Source organism: Neochlamydia sp. AcF84, from assembly GCF_011087585.1.
GTDB lineage: Bacteria > Chlamydiota > Chlamydiia > Chlamydiales > Parachlamydiaceae > Neochlamydia.
Genome location: NZ_VJOT01000046.1, coordinates 40,327 through 62,493, shown reverse-complemented (window position 1 = coordinate 62,493; position 22,167 = coordinate 40,327). Strand labels below are relative to the sequence as shown.

General features: G+C 38.3%; 12 protein-coding genes. 9 read left to right on the top strand and 3 right to left on the bottom strand.

Features of this window, described 5'->3' with window-relative positions; all coding sequences use genetic code 11:
- Positions 1-143 precede the first annotated feature (143 nt).
- Positions 144-350, bottom strand: coding sequence for a hypothetical protein (locus NEOC84_RS05360; RefSeq protein ID WP_166156290.1), 207 nt, complete (start codon positions 348-350; stop codon positions 144-146).
- A gap of 74 nt (positions 351-424) precedes the next feature.
- Here NEOC84_RS05360 and NEOC84_RS05355 point away from each other — a divergent pair, with 74 nt between their 5' ends.
- From NEOC84_RS05355 to NEOC84_RS05320, 8 genes are all read left to right on the top strand, one after another.
- Entirely contained in the window at positions 425-802 is a 378-nt protein-coding gene (locus tag NEOC84_RS05355) for a hypothetical protein (protein ID WP_166156288.1), read from the top strand.
- Between the two features lie 359 nt (positions 803-1,161).
- Positions 1,162-6,858: an excinuclease ABC subunit UvrA gene (gene uvrA / locus NEOC84_RS05350; RefSeq protein WP_166156286.1), complete on the top strand. Its 5,697-nt coding sequence runs from the start codon at positions 1,162-1,164 to the stop codon at positions 6,856-6,858.
- 99 nt (positions 6,859-6,957) lie between these two features.
- Complete coding sequence (locus tag NEOC84_RS05345) at positions 6,958-7,479, top strand: DUF192 domain-containing protein (protein ID WP_242678205.1); 522 nt, start codon at positions 6,958-6,960, stop codon at positions 7,477-7,479.
- Positions 7,480-7,669: 190 nt separating this feature from the next.
- Positions 7,670-8,038, top strand: coding sequence for a hypothetical protein (locus NEOC84_RS05340; RefSeq protein WP_166156281.1), 369 nt, complete (start codon positions 7,670-7,672; stop codon positions 8,036-8,038).
- 416 nt (positions 8,039-8,454) lie between these two features.
- Entirely contained in the window at positions 8,455-11,532 is a 3,078-nt protein-coding gene (gene pknD, locus NEOC84_RS05335; RefSeq protein WP_166156279.1) for a serine/threonine-protein kinase PknD, read from the top strand.
- 796 nt (positions 11,533-12,328) lie between these two features.
- Positions 12,329-15,190, top strand: a complete 2,862-nt coding sequence (locus tag NEOC84_RS05330; protein ID WP_207391808.1) for a valine--tRNA ligase — start codon at positions 12,329-12,331, stop codon at positions 15,188-15,190.
- Positions 15,191-16,004: 814 nt separating this feature from the next.
- Positions 16,005-18,230 (top strand): hypothetical protein, encoded by a 2,226-nt coding sequence (locus NEOC84_RS05325; protein ID WP_166156273.1) that lies wholly within the window; start codon positions 16,005-16,007, stop codon positions 18,228-18,230.
- Positions 18,227-18,586, top strand: coding sequence for a hypothetical protein (locus NEOC84_RS05320; protein WP_166156270.1), 360 nt, complete (start codon positions 18,227-18,229; stop codon positions 18,584-18,586). The genes NEOC84_RS05325 and NEOC84_RS05320 overlap by 4 nt, the downstream gene beginning before the upstream one ends.
- A 189-nt stretch (positions 18,587-18,775) precedes the next feature.
- On the opposite strand, the gene NEOC84_RS05315 is transcribed toward NEOC84_RS05320, so the two are convergent.
- Both NEOC84_RS05315 and NEOC84_RS05310 read right to left on the bottom strand, forming a co-directional pair.
- Complete coding sequence (locus tag NEOC84_RS05315) at positions 18,776-19,219, bottom strand: hypothetical protein (protein ID WP_166156267.1); 444 nt, start codon at positions 19,217-19,219, stop codon at positions 18,776-18,778.
- A gap of 1 nt (position 19,220) precedes the next feature.
- Entirely contained in the window at positions 19,221-20,312 is a 1,092-nt protein-coding gene (locus NEOC84_RS05310; RefSeq protein WP_166156264.1) for a 3-deoxy-7-phosphoheptulonate synthase, read from the bottom strand.
- A gap of 193 nt (positions 20,313-20,505) precedes the next feature.
- Here NEOC84_RS05310 and NEOC84_RS05305 point away from each other — a divergent pair, with 193 nt between their 5' ends.
- Positions 20,506-22,059, top strand: coding sequence for a hypothetical protein (locus tag NEOC84_RS05305; protein WP_166156260.1), 1,554 nt, complete (start codon positions 20,506-20,508; stop codon positions 22,057-22,059).
- Positions 22,060-22,167: the final 108 nt, after the last annotated feature.

Here is a 22,167-nt window from a genome sequence, read left to right as displayed (position 1 = left end):
ATTTACAGCTAATCTTAAGGTTTACTTATCTAAAAGCAAAAGGATACCTTAAGTTTTAAGCTTTCTTTGCCGAAGTTAATATTTAGTTTAAAGTTAAGAATTTCTACACGCAAGGGTTCAAAAGGCACTTTCAAGCTTTTTTGTTAAGAAGTATTCGGAGTAAGCCTTGCTCCTTTAAATCCATAGGCAATTGAGTGGTAAAGATCTTCCCAGGTATCGATAAAGTAAGAGACAAAAAAAGCCCATATTAGCATCCATAAGCTACTTCTTGAACCAGCTTTTTTGAGGGCAGCTAAAAACATACTGCAGCAGCGCTGTTGCACTTGATCGATCAGCAAAGCTAGCATCATACCTCACCTTACGCGCTGATGAGTTGAAAAAATTATTCTGAGGGTATATTTTTTTTTGAAAAGAGGAGAAAAAAATGAAACTTGATCTTCATGAGATTTATACAGATTATCTTATCAGCCAAAACCAACAAGCAACAGCCACTGGGCTATCTAATCTTTTAGATGGCCAGATTAGCCACGAGAAAATCACCCGTTTTCTTAACCACAATCTAAGAGGATTGAAAGAACTATGGCAGTATGTTAAAAAGCAAGTGCACCATCTAGAACAAGATATAGGAGGTGTATTGATTATTGATGATACGATAGAGATTCAATCTTATTTATCTTATAATTTAGCTTTAGCACAGATGAGCTGGAAAAGCCCTTTAAATTTATATTTATTAAAAAAATTGCAGAAAAAATTAATAAAGAAAGGAGCAAGCTTATCCCATACAACAATTTTTTTAGTGTAAAACACGACTTAAATATTTTTTTAAAAATTCTCTTATAACAATCTTATCTTATTAAATAAATCACCCAAAAATATGTTAGGCACAAGCAAAAGTTTTACTTGTACTTCTGGCTAAAGCTACTTTTTAGCTAAAAATAAGAGTGTTTACATGGAGATTATTAATGCACAGGTTCAAACTAAAACCCGTACCTACATGAAGATAACTACAGTCTACGGCCTAACGGCCGCTAAGCTTTAGCTAAAAAAACTTAAGATAAGGATTGCTTGCCGAAAGGCTGTCCTACTGGATAAATCTAAACGAATCTACCCCAAAATCCCTATTCAATGTATAGTATTTTTAGTTAATTTGGGGTAGTAAGCATGGATCATAAGCACATCATTTTAAAAAAAGTCAAAGTTCATAATCTTAAAGCCGTGGATTTACAGCTTAATACCAATGAATTAATAGTTTTTAGCGGAGTTTCTGGATCAGGAAAATCTTCTCTTGCCTTTGATACCATCTATATGGAAGGGCAAAGACGCTATGTAGAATCCCTTTCTACCTTTGCAAGACGCCAATTAGGCGAAATGGCCAAACCTGACCTTGAGCATGCCTCGGGAATTTCTCCTACTATCTCTATAGAGCAGAAAACCGCAGGCCGTAACCCACGTTCAACAGTGGGAACGATGACAGAAATATACGATTATCTAAGAGTATTGTATGCTCGCGTGGGTGTCCCCCATTGCCCAGTCATTGGAGAACCTGTAGCCCCTCAGAGCAGGGAAAGAATTATCAAATCTATCCAAAGCCTTCCTTCCAATACTAAGCTCATTGTCCTAGCCCCTTATGCTAAAGCTAAAAAAGCTGAGTTTAAAGAAGATTTTCAAGACCTCATGCGCAAAGGGTTTACAAAAGCACGGGTGGATGGAAAAATTGTTACTTTACAGCATGAATGGGGTTTAGATGGTAGCGTTTCTCATGATATCGACGTAGTCATTGACCGTCTTGTCATAAACATTGAAAACAATTCGCGCATTGCTGAGGCTATTACTGCAGCCTTAGATTTAGGAAATGGAGTCTGCAGTATATTGGATGTACAAACAGACGAGGAAAAGCTTTTTTCTACGCATGCTTATTCCCCTAAATCAGGGCTCTCTTATTCCTCCTTAGAGCCGCACGATTTTTCTTTTAACAGCCCCTCAGGAGCTTGCTCAAGCTGCAATGGATTAGGTATTGTCAATGAATTTGACTTAGAACAAATTATGGATCCAAACCTTAGTATCGCTCAAGATTGTTGTAGCATTGCAAGCTCTTACCAAACAGTACGTTATGGTAACATCTATAACAATCTAGCGAATATGCATAGCTTTAGCGTCCATACTCCTTGGAAAAAGCTGTCTGAAAAAGCTAAGAAAGTTTTTCTTTACGGGGTGGAAAAGAAGTGGACCAGAATGCATTTTGTTCATCCTATTACTGGGGCAAAGTGGGTAGATAATGTTCAATGGAAAGGCGTCTTGCATGAAGCGCATACCCGCTTTGCTGAAGCTAAAAGCGATTCCTATCGCAGCAAAATGCTCAAGCTTATGCATACGCAAAGGTGTCCTGCTTGCAATGGTGAACGCTTAAAACCCTATCCTGCTGCGACCCTACTCAATGGCAAGCGTATTAGCCAATTAGCAGCTATGACTATTGCTGAGTGCTACGAATTTTTTAGCAATCTTCCCCTGTCTGCTCAGGATGAGCTAATAGCTGCTGAGTTAATCAAGGAGATTCGTGAGCGTTTACAATTTTTGATTGAAGTGGGTTTACATTATTTAAATTTGGACAGAACAGCGCCTACGCTTTCGGGAGGAGAGGCTCAACGCGTACGTCTAGCCTCTCAAATTGGCTGCGGATTAGTAGGTATTACTTACGTTTTAGATGAGCCTTCAATTGGCTTGCATCCCCGTGATAATAAAAAGTTGATAGCTACGCTTAAACGTCTCCGCGATATGGGTAATACCGTCATCGTGGTAGAGCATGACGAGGAAACCATTTGGGAAGCTGATCATATTGTAGACTTTGGGCCTGGGCCAGGTACACGAGGAGGTGAAATCGTCTACAAAGGTGATGTTAAAGGCTTGCTAGAAAGCGAAAAATCTCTTACAGGACGCTACCTATCGGGAAGATTAGCCATTACCATTCCTAAAAAGCGTCGAAAGATAAAAAAAGACCATCTCTTGATAAAAGGAGCTACTCATCACAATTTAAAAAATGTAGATGCTAAAATACCTTTAGGAATTTTCATTGCTGTAACGGGCGTCTCCGGCTCTGGAAAATCTTCACTTATCACCGATATTCTCTATCCTGCCCTATCGAATGCACTCCATGAAAGCGAATATCCTGTAGGCCGCCATAAAGAAATCGTAGGAATAGATAAAATTGACAAAGTAATTGCTATTGATCAATCGCCTATTGGGCGCAACCCTCGTTCCAACCCCGCTACTTATATCAAACTTTTCGATGATATTCGCGATTTATTCACCCAATTACCTGAAAGCCAAGCACGTGGATATAAGCCGGGAAGATTTAGCTTTAATGTCAAAGAAGGCTCTTGCCCTCAATGTGGGGGCATGGGCATGGTGAAAATTGATATGGATTTCATGGAAGATGCTTGGATAGATTGCCCGCTTTGTAAAAAAAGGCGTTTTGATCAAGAAACCCTTTCAGTTCTTTACAAGGGTAAAAGTATTTATGATGTGCTAGAGATGGAGGTCATCGAAGCATTAGAATTTTTTGCTAATATTCCTTCCATCTACCATAAACTACAAACACTGCAAAAAGTGGGAATGGAATATATTAAGCTAGGCCAGTCATCCACGACTTTATCAGGTGGAGAAGCGCAACGTATCAAATTAGCTAAAGAGCTTGCCAGGCCTACCGCAGGACACACTTTCTATATTTTTGATGAGCCTACAACCGGCCTTCATTTTCATGATATTAAGCATTTATTGACAGTGCTGCAAGAACTTGTAGACCGTGGTCATACTGTCTTAGTCATTGAGCATAATATGGATATTGTCAAAACGGCAGATTGGATTATTGACATAGGCCCTGAAGGAGGAATTCAAGGAGGAAAAATCTTTGCTGTAGGCACACCTGAGCAAATCGCTCGTTTAGAGAGCCCTACAGGCCGTGCTCTCCAAGAGATCTTGCATCATGATATAGCCGAACGTCTCACCCAAGCTGTGCAAGCCTCTAAGCATAATCTTATCCACTATAAAGAACGTCAAAAACATTTTATCAAAGAAATTACTGTAACGGATGCGGAGCAAAATAATCTTAAAAGCATTTCATTGAGTATTCCGCGTGAAAAAATCACTATATGTACCGGCCCTTCGGGGTCAGGAAAAACCTCTTTAGCCTTTGACACTATCTATGCCGAAGGACAAAGACGCTATATCGATTCCCTTTCACCTTACGCACGCCAATTTGTTAAGCAAATGCCTAAGCCTAAGGTAGGTTATGTAGGAGGACTTTCACCCGCTATTGCTATTGAGCAAAAAGCACACGCAGGTAATCCTCGCAGCACAATTGGTACTATGACCGAGTTGTATGACTATCTGCGTATCCTTTATGCCCGCATGGGAACGCCTCACTGCCCCGAAACAGGTGAGGTGATTAAAGCGATCAGCAAAGATCATGTAGTAGATCGTGTGATGAACTATCCTTTAGGAGAAAAGATCCAAGTTTTAGCTCCTATTGAAGGGAAAAAAAATGAACGATTTGAAGAAGTTATCTCTCGCCTTCAACGGCAAGGTTTCCTACGCGTGCGCCTAAATGGTGAATTTTTTGATCTAGACCAAGAAGGCCTTAGCTTAGCTTTCGATCGTAAACGCAAAAATGAGTTATTATTGGTTATCGACCGCTTAAAGATCAATCCTACGATTAAAAACCGCTTAGCAGAAGCAGTAGAGACAGCTACCCATATAAGTGGTGGCAAAATTGTTATTCTTCGCGAAAACCAAAAAGATGTTTTTTTCAATTTAGCATTTGCCGTAGAAAGCACAGGAAAATCTTATCCAGAAATTACTCCTCATACCTTTGCTTTCAACAATGCTGAGGGAATGTGCCCGGAGTGCTTAGGTTTAGGATATCAATATGGTGCTAATTTAATACAAAAGCCAGAGATTATGGAGCAATCTGTGGCCGGCCTGATGTATTATCTATGGCAAGATCTTTATAACGCTGCTGCCTTTGCTTGGGTAGCAGCATTTTTGGAAGCAGAGGGTATTGATCTGCTTGCTCCTCTTTATATGCTACCTACTAAACAGCTCCACCTGATTTTAAATGGCTCTCCGGAAGATAAGTGGTACACCGCTACAAACGGTTTAAAATTTCGCTGGATAGGAATCAACCATGTATTAGCAAAGGCGGGGCGCAGTGCACAATCTCAACTACGCGAACTTATTACGCCTCTTTTGGAAGAGCATAAATGCATTTCATGCCAAGGAGATAGACTCAACGCTTTGGCCCGCCATGTGACTATTCAAGGCCTATCTATTAGCAAATTATGTAGTCTGCCTGTGGATAACTCTCTTAATTTCATTGAAAAACTTGTCATTAATCAACAGGATAATAAAATTTTGGAAGAAGTTCACCTTCAACTTCTCAATAGATTACGCTTTCTAGCTGCAGTAGGTCTAGGCTATATAGCCTTAGATCGGCCGGCTCCTACTTTAAGTGGCGGCGAGGCACAGCGTATTCGCCTGGCGCGCCAATTAGGAAGCGGGCTAACAGGAGTATTGTATGTTTTAGATGAGCCTACCATCGGCTTACATCCAAGGGACAATGAACGCTTAAATCTAGCCCTCGAACAGCTTAAGGAACTTGGTAATACTTTACTAATGGTCGAACATGATCCTTTAACGATTGCAAAAGCTGATTATATTCTCGATTTTGGCCCTCAGGCAGGAGCCTTAGGCGGCCATATTACGGCACAAGGAACTTTTAAACAGATCATAAAAAATTCACGCTCACTGACGGGTAAGTATTTATCCGGCAAGCTCACTATTCCCATGCTTACAAAAAGACGCTCTCTTAAAAATGGCATGCTACAAATCAGGGAGGCTAAAGCCAACAATTTAAAATCTATCCAATTAGATATTCCTATCCAGGCTCTTACCATTTTAACAGGGGTTTCGGGTTCAGGTAAATCTACGTTAATGCACCAAGTTATTCAACCAGCAGTCCAAAAAGGCCTTTATAATTCTTATGAAATTGCTGCCGATATAGCAAAAGTGGAAGGCATTGAAAATTTTGATAAAGTGATTACTATTGATCAAAATCCTTTAGGCCATACAGTGCGCTCAGATGTAGGAACTTACGTCGATTTACTGGCGCGCTTACGTGATTTTTTTTCCTCCCTTCCTGCTGCCAAAGCCAAAGGATTACAAGGCAAGCACTTTAGCTATAATCATCGACGCGGCATGTGCACCCATTGTTGGGGTATGGGCTATAAACGTATCGAAATGCATTTTTTACCCCCTGTACGCGTAGTATGTGAAGAGTGTCAGGGCCAACGCTTAAATCCTGTTAGCTTAGAAATTACTTATAAAGGAAAAAATTTTGGCCAATATCTAAGCTTAACCATTAACGAAGCACGCCAGGTATTCGAAAATCATCCCCGTATTGCTAAAGTTTTAGATACATTAATTGCGGTAGGTTTGGGCTATTTGAAATTAGGCCAAGAAACCGTAAGTTTATCGGGTGGAGAAGCGCAACGTCTTAAGTTAAGTCGTGAGCTTACCAAACGCTCGACAGGTAAAACTCTTTATCTATTAGATGAACCTACGACAGGGTTACATAGCGATGACATTAAAAAATTATTGATAGTTTTACACAAGTTAGTAGATAAAGGCAACACGATGATCATCATAGAACATAATATAGAGGTCATTAAAAATGGAGACTTTATCGTTGATTTAGGACCAGAAGCCGGAGAAAGAGGAGGAGAAATTGTAGCTACCGGTACTCCCGAAGAAATTGCTCAAAACCCGACCTCTATTACTGGAAAATATTTAAAAAATTTACTTTGAAAAATTATGCCTTAGATCTCTGCTCGTTTGGCTTTAGACTTTCCTATTAATTTAAGGTTATAAATTAGCTTTCTAATATTTTAAAAATTTAGCTTGAATATGCATCCAGCTTATCTTTTATTTTTGCTTTTAATGTATACAGTTTTACCTTTACATGCTGGAACAATTCCTATCGAAGTAGAAATAGCTTTTACAGAGGAAGAGCGCGCCTGGGGCTTGATGCAACGCTCCCATTTACCAGAGAATCAAGGAATGTTGTTTTACTTTCCTAAAGGAAATCTTTGGATGTTCAATACTTTAATAGATCTTTCAGCAGCATTTTTAGATAAGAAAGGTAGCATCTTAGAGATAGCCGAGCTAAAATCTTATCCTGAAAAGATGGATCCTCATCGACCTGTAAATAAATTAAACGAGATGTGGAAATATCCTGCGGATGATAAAATATATTTATTCTTTTTGCAAAAAAGTAAGGCGCTACCTAAGGGAACTTACTATGTTTTAGAGATGAATAAAGAATGGTTCAAAAAACAGGGAGTCACTGTAGGAGATAAAGTCGTGTGGCATTTAAATTCTTCCCAGGCCTCTATAGTAAAGCTCTCCTCCCCTTCGACAGGTGAGTAAGCGCTTCAATTGAAAATGGTTAATCAACTATTTAACCAGGAAAGGTGCGACTCTACGTTTTAAGGAAAAAGCTTAAAAAATATAAATTTTTTTGGCAAAGGTGATCCCTCAATTTTTTATTGATAGAAAATATTTCTCCCCTTAGATTAAGAGAAATAAATTCAGCTCTACTATAACAACTAAGGACAGCATGGCAAAACCTCTCGTTTCCAAAAAGAAAGCAGATGCAATCTCAAATGGAGCTTTTCTTGTAGGACTTGGCATCTTATTATACACTCATGATTGGTGGCCAGGTATTCTCCTAGTCCTCTGGATAGCCGTTCTATTAAGGCAATATTTAACAGGAAGAGTTTACGATACAATTGTCTCAACTATTATCCTACTAGGCTTGTTTTTAGTCTCCTTTATCAAAATAAATTGGTCTGTCATTATTCCTATTTTATTTGTTATCGGAGGCACTTATCTAATATTCCGAGAATATTTTTATGCAGATGAAAGCGTAGAAAATGAAATTTTAGATGAACGCCCAAGAAATGCTAATGAGCACAAGGAGGAGTAAGGAAAGTCCTTTTACAATCATCTAAGGCATAATATCTATGCTGGCTAGATTACCTACAGGCACTTATTATTAATTAGAAGCAAAGAAATATAAGGTGTAGGTGGCAGCAGGCGCGCAAGAGCTTAATAAAAAAAATAGAATAGGTGCTTTGGTTCCTTGAAGCTAGCGGATAATTATCTAAAAGCCTATTTAGAAGCAAAAGGTTCTAGCATCAAAAATGCTTAGCAACAGACTTCACTTTACTTAAGCTTTGTTTAACAACTATGTTAGCTGATGAAGCTTATATCAATTATGCGACTATTACTAGGGCTGATAAAAGCCCATAGGCACCCTACTTTTCGCCAAAGGGGCTTTTAAGCAACTCTAAAAAATTTTAAAAGATAAATTTTCTTATACTTAAGGCTTTAAAAAATATTGTGGAATTTTACTGTTCATATTGCCATCATCAATTTTCTCTTGAAAATCATGCAGAGAAAGGGCGGCCAAAATTTTGCCCTTACTGCTCAACGCCTCTTCATAAAAAGTCTCAAGCTAAATCTCTACCTCCTAAAGAGCTGCCTCACGAGGAAGCTGCTCCAATGGTAGCAGAAGCAGCCACTTCTTTTGTTTCTAACCAGCTGCCTGAAGAAAAGCAAGTTCAATTTTCTCTCGGTAATTACAAAATTCTTGAAAGCATTGGTAAAGGAGGGATGGGAGAAGTTTTTTTAGCCTATGATACCTCCTGTGGACGCCGCCTAGCCCTTAAACGCATTCGTGAAGATCTACTTCAACATCCTCAAGTTCATCATCGCTTTTTAAAAGAAGCCCACATTACAAGCCAGCTGACTCATCCTGCTATTATTCCTATTTATTCTATTTATGCAGAAAAAAACCAGGCTTACTACACCATGCCTTTTGTGGAAGGAGAGACCTTAAAACAAGTTCTAAAGAATGCTAGGAAACAAGATAAGTTAGGTTTAAAATCAGGGCAAACTAGTTCGATACCCTCATTGATGCGCATTTTCCTTAGCCTCTGCCAAGCAGTGGCTTATGCTCACTCCAAAGGTATTTTACATAGAGACCTTAAACTTGAAAATGTCATTGTAGGAAAATATGGCGAAACCGTGATCCTTGATTGGGGGTTAGCTCATCTTTTAAGAGCAGAAAGTGCAGAAGAGGAAATTTATCAAGAGCCTTCCAAAGATCTTAAGCAGGGTTCTTTCTATCATATTACGCGTCTTGGAAAAGTTGTTGGAACGATTGCTTATATGGCACCCGAAAGGGCTTTAGGTCAGCCAGCCACTTTTCAGACAGATATCTACTCACTGGGAGTGATCCTATACCAGATGCTAACCTTAAGGCATCCTTTCAAAAGAGGTTCTTTAAAAGACTTTAGAAAAAATATGACTCAAGAAAAGCTATATGATCCCATGGAAGTAGCTCCTTATCGTGATGTACCACGCATCCTCTCTAGAATTGCTTTAAAGTGCCTAGCTGTAGCATTAGACCAACGTTATTCAACGGTTGATGATGTGATTCACGATCTAGAAACCTACCTCGAAGGCCGCTCAGAATGGTTTCAGATAACAGAATTACAAGTAAGCAATAAAAACGACTGGGAATTCCAAGAAAATGTTTTAATTGCTGAATATACTGCCATTACGCGTGGGACGGAAATTTCTGATTGGGTCAGCTTGATGATTTCTAAGGATTCTTTCGCAGAAAATACTAAAATTGAAGCCCAGGTTAAATTAGGAAAAAAATGCCACGGCATTGGCTTTCTTCTTAGTATCCCAGAAATTGCTGAGCGCACGCATCTAAATGATGGCTATTGTTTATGGTTAGGTTCTCAATCTCATCGTTCCACAAAGCTGCTGCGCTCGGCAGTAGAGGTGATGCATCATCCGGATATTTTTTTACAAGGAGAGGAGTGGTACCATATACGCATTGAAAAAATCGATCAAAATATTCACTTTTATTTAAATAACATTCATCAATTTTCATATATTAGTCATTTACCCTTAGCGGGCACTCACCTAGGACTACTATCGCGCGACGCTGATTATGAAATTTCTCCTCTTAGTATTTCAGTAGGAAGCCTTAATATCCGGGTGAATTGCCTGGCTGTTCCTGATGCCTTTCTTGCTCATAAAGATTATACTACAGCTTTAAGTGAATATCGACGTATCGGCTACTCCTTTCCGGGAACGGCTGAAGGTAGAGAAGCTATGTTTAGAGCTGGGATAACCCTTCTTGAGCAAGCTCGCAACAATCATAGCCCAGAAAAGAAACAGCAACTTTATGAAGACTCTTTAGAGGAATTCTGGAAACTGCATTCTACTCCTGGTGCCCCCCTAGAATATCTAGGTAAAGCTCTCGTTTATCAAGCATTAGATGATCCTGATGAAGAAATCAAATGTTTTGAGCTAGCGTATCGTCGCTACCCTCAACATCCTCTTCTTCCTGTGCTTGAAGAGCAAATCCTTTATCGCATGCTTGAAAGTTCCAGGCATAATCGTAAAGCTACCTATCAATTTATATTATTTGTTTTACGCTACCTTCCTTCTATCATCTCACAAAACAATGTTAGAAAGCTATTTCATAGCCTGCAAAGGCATTGGGAGCCCTTACATTTTATGTTAAATGAAATAGAGATGGCCAATTCTGAGAAATTGAAAAATTTTGACTTTGCTATCCATCTTGCCTTTTGGACAGCAAAGCCTTATGCCTTAAGTGAAATCCTCGATGATCTTATTAAGCTTGAGCCTATTCCCTTAACCTTATGCACTAACGCTATTTATGCGCTTATCGAGCTTGGCAGCTATGCCCTTGCCAAAGTTAAATTGAACGAGCTAAATAAAAAAACCCCTTCTTCTCAAGCGCTTTTACATGAAACAGAGCTTCTTACAATCGCTATAAAAGTTTACCAACAGCCTATCGAAAAATGTTTGGATCACCTAATTAAACTATTACCTAAGCGTTCTCTTGAAAGAAACGAGCTTCGAGCTTTAACCCATCTTATCAGGTTTGCCATTAAGAAGCACAACTACCCTTTTATTTTCGAAGCCGTAAAAAAAATGCACTCCTTTACCTTAGCTCCCGAAGCTTCAATTGGGCTTAATTGTGCCCTGATTTTCGCTCATCTGGCTGAAAAAAATTGGGAAAAAGCGGGTGAATTGCTGCAACAATATCCTTTTGAAATTATCAATCAGGAATGGCATCCTCTCCACCTATTCTACGGCATATGGCTATACATGACTAAAGGCAAGGAGAGAGCTTACCTACACTTTTCAGAAGTATTAGAGGTGCCTTTTCCTCGTTCGTGGACTCTATTTAGCCATATGATAGCTTTTAAAATCGATGAAAGTCCTGCCTGGTTAAATAAAGCTTTCACTTGGGAAAAGCGCCAGCTCTATTCACAGGCTTCCTTTTTTTTCCATTGTATTGGCGACGAAGAAAAACATGCTCATTACTCTCGCCTTGAAGCCCAGCAATATGTTTATGCTAAAATCTAAAGCTAGCCTCTTTTTCATCTGTCGCTAAAAAACTTTAGGCTAGTTGGAGGTACATCCTAATTTTTTAATAATACGTTTTGAAAAAAATTAAGTCTAGATACTAGATACCTAACCTTTAAAAATTACCTCTCTATTTAATGAGAGCCATTTTATAAAGTATGGGATTACATAAGAAGTAGCTTGAAAGCGTATAATCATTCTCAAAAGAAGATAGGGATAAATTAAGCTAAACGAGCTTACCACAATGACAATCATCAATTTATAGTTCATGGATTCAATACTTATAAATAATTATAACATCACGCGCGCATAAAAATTCTAGAGAGCTTAATTGTTTAAGCGCTTTTCATTATCTTATCTACCTATCTTTCTACCTTTTTTGTAACATTCTATTTATACGCTTTTAGTCTATTCCTTACGCAATCACGTAATTTATAAAATCCCTTTTGTTAAGCAGAGGGACATCTTTCGGAGGATTGGGTATGCAGACGAAGTTTTTATAAAGCGTATTATTAAAAAATTCATTGTTTTCTAATTTTTTTGCGATAGCCCATTCTTAAGCCTCTAGTGCCCGAGTTGCTAAGCAAACCCTGTGAAAGAGATCTTTAATTTCTCCCATGATTTACAAAAAATAATTTTAAGAGTTTTAGCAATTGTTTTTTAATCACTTACATTGCCTAGTTGCTTAGATTAAAATAAAAACAAGCTGTCTTCCTTAAAAATCTTATAAAATGCATCTATTAAAAAATAGCGGCTTAGCTATAATCATGCTCTTTTATAAAATTGAGAGTTTATGATGAGCCCCTTACCTGTTGAGTCTACCGAACTACCTAAAGCTTATGAGGCCAAGCAGGTTGACACCAAGTGGTTTAGTTTTTGGGAAAGCAAAGGGTATTTTAACGCCAATCCAAATTCTCCCAAAAAGCCTTTTTGTATTGTTATCCCCCCCCCTAACGTGACGGGTCAGCTTCATATGGGGCATGCACTTACTAATACTTTACAAGATGTTCTTATTCGCTGGAAACGCATGTCTGGATTTGAAACTCTGTGGGTTCCAGGAACTGACCATGCAGGTATTTCTACTCAAACAGTAGTGGAACGCCATCTAATTAAAACTACTGGTAAAAAACGCAAAGATTTTTCCCGAGAAGAATTTTTACAACATGTGTGGAAATGGAAAGAAGAAAATGAAAGCCGTATAACCAACCAGTTAAAAAAGATGGGCTGTTCTTGTGATTGGACACGCCAACGCTTTACCCTCGATGAAGGAAATAACCGCGCCGTCAAAACGATGTTTAAAAAACTCTATGAGATGGGGTTAATCTATCGTGGAGATTATCTGGTGAATTGGGATCCTGTGACCCAAACCGCTCTGGCTGATGACGAGGTAGAATATGAAGAAAAGCAATCTTTTCTATGGTTTTTCCAGTATCCTTTAAGCGACGCTTCTGGTTTTGTAAGCTTTGCCACTACCCGCCCTGAAACTATGTTGGGAGATACAGCTCTTGCCGTATCCCCTAAAGATCCACGCTATGCACAATGGATAGGTAAAACTGTTTATCACCCTTTAACTAAACAGCATATTCCCCTCATTGCCGATCATCTTGTAGATCCTGACTTTGGAACGGGAGTGGTCAAAATTACACCTGCCCACGATCCTATCGACTATCAAATAGGTTTGTCACACCATCTTCCTTTTATTAATATCATGACACCCGATGGCAGAATTAACGAAAAAGGCGGAAAGTATGCAGGATTATCGATGGAAGAAGCGCGCCAAGCGGTAATAGAAGAGATGCAACAGCAAGGCCTTTTGAAACAGGTGGTTCCTCATCTTCACCGCGTAGGAGTCTCCTACCGTTCTAAAGCCATCATTCAGCCCTACATGTCTAAGCAATGGTTTATCAAGATGGAGGGCTTTGCTAAAAAATTACGGGCTGCTTTGACCGAAGAGCGCATTCATTTTATTCCTAAAAATTGGGAAAACACCTATCTCCATTGGATAGATAACTTACGTGATTGGTGCATTAGCCGACAGCTATGGTGGGGACACCGCATCCCGGTATGGTACCATCGTAAAAACCCTGAGAAGATTATCTGTTATGAAGGAGAAGGCCTGCCTCCGGAGATTGCAAAAAATCCTGAAGATTGGGTACAGGAAGAAGATGTGTTGGATACCTGGTTTTCATCAGGCCTTTGGCCCTTTGCAGCATTAGGATGGCCAGAACAGAACGCCGTACTTAAAAAGTTTTATCCTAATTCCGTGTTAATTACCGGCCATGATATTTTATTCTTTTGGGTAGCCCGTATGATTTTTATGGGTGAGCAGGCTATGGAGCAAGTTCCTTTTCCTGATATTTATCTACATGGCTTGATTTACGGCAAATCTTATTGGAGAAAGACAGCAGAAGGAGGAATCTCCTATCTTACCGATAAAGAACGCTTAGAATATGATCTAGGCAAGCCGATCCCTCCCGATGTTCAATCAAATTGGGAAAAAATGTCCAAAACTAAAGGCAACGTCATTGATCCTTTAGAAATTATCGATGAGTATGGCACGGATGCGATGCGCATGGCTTTATGTGCTAGTGCTAATCAAGCGCGAGAGATCGATTTAGATCGACGACGTTTTGAAGAATTTCGTAATTTTGCTAATAAAATTTGGAATGGAGCCCGCTTTATTTTTATGAATCTTCAGGGAGAGCATGCTTTAAGCCCCGAAGAGTTTGCTCGAGGACTTAATGAAAATATTCTTGCTCTAGAAGATCGCTGGATTCTTTCTGTACTTAATCGCGTGGTCCATAAAGTTAATACTAAATTAGCTCATTATCAATTTGATCAAGCTGCCTTGGAAGCATACGATTTTTTCTGGAAAGAATTTTGTTCTTATTATCTGGAGATTGCTAAACCCATACTTTTTGGCAAACAAGGAACAAGCGAAGACCGAAAAAACAAACAAAAGCTGTTAGCTATTGTGCTTTGTCAGTCAATGCGTCTTATCCACCCTATGGCACCTTTTATCAGTGAAGAGCTCTTTCAGCAACTCAAGCGTTTGCTAGGGGCTAGCCCAAGGCATACCGACGTGGATCTTTATACGCAAGAAGCTATAGAGGCATTACAGAGCCCAGCCTGTATTGTGGCCCCTTATCCCCAAGTGACTCATAAGCTAGATTGCCATGCTGAAATCGATCATGCTTTTAATGTTATCGAAAATATCGTTTACCTCATTCGTAACTTGCGGGGTGAAATGAAGCTACCTCTTAATGCAGTTACCAATGTGCACATCGTGGGAAAAGAAGATAATAAGCTTCTTAGGTTAATAAAAGAAAATATAAGCATTATTAAAGCACTGATAAAAATTAATGAATTTCAACTCCACCATGTGGAAAAAGAATTTGGACTTTCTTCCTCTACCTTTTATCAAAGTCTTAAGATCATTATTCCTATACCCGAAGAGCTCATGAAGCAGGAAAAAGCTCGCCTATTGAAAGAAAAAGAGCGCTTAAACTCTGTCATTGATAAAATTAATATACAATTAGCTAATCATGATTTTGTAGCCAAAGCTCCTGCCGCCTTGATACAAAAACATACAGAACAGTTGGTACAAGCCAAGAAAAGCTTAGAGGAAGTTACCGCAAAATTAAGCCAATTGGCATAAATGCAAGAAAACTTAAGATTCACGTCTTTCGAAAATAGTTTAAGAAGTTTTATCTACCTGGTAGGTAGATAAAATTTTTGAACTGACTTAAATAAATAAGTAGATCCCCCCTTTTAGTATAAATAAATTTTACTTACTTTAAGTTTTTTTCCCCTAACTTTTTTCCCTTATCAAAAGCCCTGGAAAACATCTATAAATGCTGAAAAATGATAAATAGAGAGATAGCAGGAGAAGAAAAAAGATCTTACTACACATTCTCTAGCATTTATTCGGTTACACATCATACGCTTTTGAGCAGCTCTTTATGTAATCATATACTTAATAAAAAGCTAGTTTTTAGGGATAGAATCGGTCTGGAAAAACGCTAATTTCTTTTTGGGTTATACAGACGTAGTTTCTTTAAAAGGTGTAACTTCGTAAGCGGTCACGGGGTATACCCAGCTTTAGGTGCGATTCTGCGGGCATCTGCAATGTCAAGAATGCTCTCAGGCAACTGTTTTTCTATTTATTGCCCTTTTTGATTTATAGTAAGCCCTTAGGCATTGACGCCTTAAGTAATGATCCCTCCCGTGGCCGCTTACGTAACTTCCTTTAATCGCTTAGAATCCACGATACTTAGTCTTTTTCATTAAGCAAAGCATAATAGCTATACTTCAATTAAAATATCTCAAGCTAGCAACTCTTTAACTTATTCAAAATAAAAATTTAAATAAAACATAGTTTAATTTTAAATCAATGTTTAATTAAATTAAAGCTATTAAATAAACCATATATAATATATAATTTGTAATTAAGAAATTTTCTATTTAGGATAATGATGAGTAACGATTACAATAGCTTACTAAATTTTTGGAAAAAATCAGCGACGCAACCTGAAGAAAATCACAATCTAAGTTCAAGCCAAAAGCATAATTTAGAACAGGCAAAGATAAGTGAACAAGCCAAGGAAAGTTTGGCAAATAGCACCTTGCCTTTAAGCACTCTTGAAGAAAGACAGAGAGCGAATAGCACACGAGCTACTCAGCTTTCCATTAAAACTCACAATCCTGAAGACAAGCTTTTTTCATCAGAAATTTTACCTACACATGATAAAGGCACGCATTTTGAAAGACCTAGACAAGTTGAAAAATTAAAAAAGTTATTTGAGAAAGTGCAAGAAGGGCAGCCTATTCATACTACTATTTCTACTCCTGAAAGCATTACTGTTTTCCCTCCTTTTTCTGAAAAATCTCTTCCATTAACTCCTGTAAAGATAGAGGAAAGAAAAAAAGTAAAAGGTAAAGAAAAAGAAGAAAAGGAAAGTATTAATGACGCAGAAACATTCCTCGCTTCCTCGAAAGAAAAAAATTACCTTCTCTATGTTTCTGCCAACAATCTTTTAACAATAGAAAATTTCGAAGAATTAGGCAAGCTCTCTAAAGATGAAGTGATTAAAGAAATGATCAATCAAGCAAAGCATTTAGCTAGCCTTCCCACATCTATAGATGAGTCTTATATTATCACTACCTCTCAGCTGCTTTATCATCAAGCTGCCAGAAGTAACCTGCTTGCTGGTAATGTTGAAAGGGGCTTTGAACTATTAGCCGAAGCTGCCCAGCAAGCGATTCCTTTCTCGCCAGAGAATTTATCCGAAATTGAAAAGATAATAAAAATGTCCGTGGATACATTAAATGGCATCGTATTAAACGATGTAGGCACCTGGGCGATCAAGGATCAAGCCATTCGCTCCTTTATTAAAACTTATGATAACGAAAAAAAATTTTGCTGGGAAATTAAACTGAACGGTCAAGCCTGCGAACACCTACAACAATGGTTGGAAGTTATCATTCAACAAGAAAACCTATGGAAAAAAAGTTTAACTTCTTTAATCGATCTTTCTCCACAACTTGAGGAAAGAGGATACCGCTATGAAAAACAAATCAATGGAAAGTTTGTGCCCACTGAAGCATATGAGCTGCCGGAAGCTCCAACCATTATCATTGATTTTAAAAACTTAGGGCAAATTATCATCCCTCATTCTCATAAGATCAAAACCTTAGCAGATCAAATAGAAGTCATTGTAGAGGTCAATATTGATCTAAAAGGTGATACTCTGCCTCAAGAAGTAGTTAATAAAGTCCACATGCTTTTAAGTATAGTAGGCTGTCCTCCCGCTTTAGTTCCTAGTCGCAACATAGATAAGGAAAGGCTAGTTTTTAATCAGCTTTTTAATGCATTTTTCCCAGATGATGCTAAGATATTAAATAAGCAGCCAGGATACTTTAATTTATCTTTAGACGCCTTAAAAACCGTGATTATCAAGCAAAAGCCTGAGATGAACCCCTATATAAAGGAATACATAGATAATAAAAAATACTGTTGGGTGGAAACCCTCCCTGGTAAAAAAGTACTTTCTTTTAATATGTCTGATAAAATGCGCCAAGAAGGGGCTCTAGGCCTTATGCTAGGATTAACAGGTCCGCACCCTGAAAGAACCTTATCTCTTATCCTTAAAGTAGGTTTGCTTTCTAGCCAATTAAGATATAGCGCTGGAAATTTCATTCAAGGATCAAGTGTGCCGCAAGACTACCAATCAGGAGGAGCAGAATCTGTCTTTACTCGACTAGTGACCAAAAAAATGTTGAATTATAAGGTAGAAGAGTTTGCTAAAGCTGGACATATTCAACTGTTAATAGATTTAAAAGCTGTAAATCCTGCCAATTCTTACGGTCATCGGCATGATGCCTTCGGCTCACGCACTGCTAGACGAGTCAGCTTAAAAGATTTAACTTTTAATATGGAGTCCTCTAGTCTCGATGATCATCCTGGAAGAAGTAATGAAGTGATGATTAGAGATTACATAGCTCCCCATTTCATAAAAAAAATTGTTGTGCAAACTGAAGAAGCTAAAGAAAACATTATTAGCAGACTTATTCACGATAATATTGTTGAAAAAAAAGAAAATGAATGGCACATTAAAGGATTAATCGAGCAACCTAACAGAAATATAAATGACTTTATTATCATAAATGATAGCTTTAATATGGAGATGTGGAAATGAGTGTACCAACTTACTCAGCTGTTTATTATGTTTTGGAAAGCGAACAAGGTGGCATTAACCCCTTGGCAATACGCCCACAAATAAAGAATCAAGGAAAAGTAATTGAGTGGGAAGACACAGGCCATGGATTTTGGAGCAAACTTAAGACAAGCCCTAGTACTAAAGACGAAATGATTTCTTATTGTCCTACAGAAATCATCGTTCCTATTTCAGATACCCATCAGCTTAAGCTAGTCTACCTTACTAAAGAAATTTTTGATAAACATATTTCTAAAAATGCAGCTATGCAACCCAAATTTGGGACCACGCAAGAGCTGCAAAATTATTACTTAAATACCAATTTTTATGGCTATTAAATTTTCAAATAACTAGCATATTTATTAAGCCAGCAGATAGAAATTATCGCTACCTTTACAGGACTGCTCGGGCCCTTATTTGAATTGACTAATCTTAATGATTAGACAGCTTAATTTTCGCTACCTTGGCGGATAATGGCTGAGACTATAAGTAAGGAATCGAGCTTATTAATAACCAATCTCTCTTGCTTAGTCCGGTTCATCTTCTCCTACTTGAATAATTTCATGCCACAAATGATGCCGCCATTCTTCTACAATCCTACCATTAGCTATTAAGTCAACTTTATAAGTTAAAATTCCTTTAGTTTTAAAGTAGCGCTCATTAGCCAATACATAGAGATATGAGCCATGTGATTTTTTTAAAGGAAGAGTTAATTTCACCTGCTCTTTATTACGCAGTTGGATATGGATATCCAAATGCAAATTCTCACTCTTTAAATAGGTATAAGGAAAAGACCAAGAGATGAGTAGTTGCTGTTCTGCGGGCGGATTGGCAAGCATAGGATCGGGCGTTCCTACATGATAGCTTGCTAAAGACTCTTTTGTAAAATAGGAAGATTGGACGGATAGATAAGCGTTCTTGGAGCATCCACCCAAAATATACAAAAATAATACGAAACAAATGATTCTCACATTACCTGCTTTTTTGGAAACTACAGCCTGCAGAATACAAGGTCTGAGTAGAGTTGTTCTCAATAGGAAGCGCATCGCGCATTTTATTATAAGCCTCACGAATAAGTGCAGCGGTCGCCTCCCAGCTTATACAGGGATCTGTAAGAGAAACAGCATAACGTAGAAGCTGGGGGTTCTCCAGCATGGGCTGATTACCTGCATGTAGATGGCTTTCTAACATTAGACCACGGATGGAAGCATTGCCCTCGGTAATTTGATCAATGACTGAATGAAACACCTGGCGCTGTTGCTCATGCAGACGCTTAGAATTACCATGTGAGCAATCGATAAGAAAACTCAAAGGTAAATTAAATTTTGCCAAAGATTTTATAACTTGCGCAAGAGAGGCATGGTCAAAATTGGTACCCGAATCACTTCCTCTTAAAACTATATGCCCTTTAGAGTTACCTTGCGTATGCACAACAGAGATTTGGCCATCCTGATTTATTCCCATATAAGAGTGGGGTTGGGCAGCAGAAATAACGCCATGAATAGCAATTTCCACATTTCCTTCTACACTATTTTTAAAAGCTACTGGCATAGGCAAGCCAGAAGCCATTTGGCGATGTATCTGAGAAGCTGAAGTGCGCGCTCCAATGCATCCCCATGCAATTAGATCATCAAGATAAGCACAAGAATGAGGCTCAAGAAATTCTGCAGCCGTGGGAATTTTTAAACGGGTAAGATCTATTAAAAGTTGCCTTGTTAATTTAAGGCCCTGTTCGATATTATAGCTATTGTTAAGTTCAGGATCATGCAAAAAACCTTTCCAGCCTACGACGGTACGAGGTTTTTCAAAATAGGTGCGCATGACAAGTAAAAATTGATCGGCAACTTCATGCATTAAAGGTTTTAATTTAAGAGCATATTCTCGTATAGATTTTATATCATGAATAGAACAAGGTCCCACAATGATCAGATGCCTTTGATCTTTTCCTTCCAAAATATTAGAGATTTCTTTTCGTGCCTTTTCTATAAATAGGATAGCCTCAGCATCTAAAGGATATAAGGTTTTTAACTCCCTCGGTGACGGAAGTGGTTTATAATGAAGCATAAGCTAGTATTAAATTAAATATGAATTGAAAAGCTGAAGGTTAGCAAAAAGCAAGATTAAATACCAACTAGGATACGAAGCCTGATGGCAGACTTTTTCTTTTTACAAGCTATATAATGGTTTTTAAAAACATTTACTAATAAAAAAGGAATTATAAATTTTTATAATGAGCTAAACCCATCTCTTCTTAAAAATGCAAAAAATAAAATTACTCTTCGAAACGCTACGAAAAAAATATTCTTCTATTAAAGCCCTCAAGCCTTATCCCGAAATTCATTGGCTATCCATCGATAATAGCGGGTTGGAAAGCTTCCGCGCTAGCCATGCTGCAGGAAGGATAAACATAAAAGCTCAAGGTTATCTAGGAGCAATTTATGCTCTGCAGCAAATCCATACCGGAATACGCAGCGGCCATCTTGCCGATTTCTTAGGGCATATTAAACCTCGATTTAAAATCCGCCCTTTATGGATAGAAGATAGTATTAAAGCCCTTTTGGGCCAGCCTCATAAAATAGAAGAATTTGTTACAACCGTGCTGGAATTAGGATATAATACAATTGTTGTCGATCAATATAACGATGAAATAAATCTTACGAGCCTTTGCGCAGCTTTGCAAAGTTATGGACTAAAAGTTGTTTTAAAACTTTCGCATTTTCAAGCTCAGCAACAAGCTATTTGCTCACCTTTAACCCCCGCTTATAGCGATAAAGTTAAAAGCTACATTAACCAAATTTCCTCTCAAAATGCCCATTATGATTTTCTTTTTTGGGAAAGCCAATGGCAACATCCTGAATTTTTAGAAGCCCCAGGGATGGATTTTTATACTCTACCCGAACTGGTCTTAGAAGAAGCACGCCTAGTGGAAAATATTTTAGAAAAGTCTAAAACTTTAATTTTTTATGTGCCTGCAGATCAAGAAGAATCTGCTCAGCAAAGCGCTAGCTGGATGTCTCGCCTAGCTAACGATTTGCGACAAAACACCGTGTTAGCTTACTCTGTTACGGCTGAAGATTGCTTACTTAATAATCAATCCCCGCATCCCTTTTGGAATCAACTCCGTCATCAAATTGAGAAATCTTTCTCCCCTTTAATGCCTGTCCTCAATGTAGGGCAAGTGCCTCAAAGTGAGGGCTTATGGCCTCTTTTAGTGCACGATTTAATTGATGAATACATGTTACGTTGCCAAAATGAGCATTTTTTAGGAGTCTTATGCGTAGCTAATCAACTTCCTGCTAAAAAAGGAATTCACCACTGTAACCTATGGACAGCTTCTCAAATGATGTGGAAGGCCCAGATACCTGCCTTTATGTGGGTAGAAACATGGTTTTCCGCTCATCGTCCTGATTGGAATTACAATTTTTATGCTCCTTTTTTTTACCAAATAGGCCTATTATCAAAACAGCTAAACCAACTGCGTTCTTTAGCTAAACAGCAAAGTGCCGGCCATCCATCTAGCCATGAATGCCGCTTATTTGTAGATTCACTTCTTGTCCAGATCGATACCCTTATCAGTAGAATTGATAAAGAAGAAAGAAAATGCTTACAAAAAAGCGAAAATATCGCCCTTGGAGAATACTTTAAATTTTTCGCCGAAGATGCTCGCTTCATTATTTTGCAGATTCTTCCTGACCTTAACCTATCGCTTCCTCATTTACTTAATGAGAAAGATAGGCAAAGCTCTTTAGAGCAGCGTTCAAAACGCCGCTTGATGCATGAGCAAAAGCAAGGAAAGGAATTTCTTTTTTAACTTCTTTGCCCGCTCTTCTGAAGGGGCTTTAAAAGCTAAAGAAATTAACTCATACAAAAGTATTTAATATAATTTTTAGTTTAATCGCCTAGCTGCTGTTAACCGCTT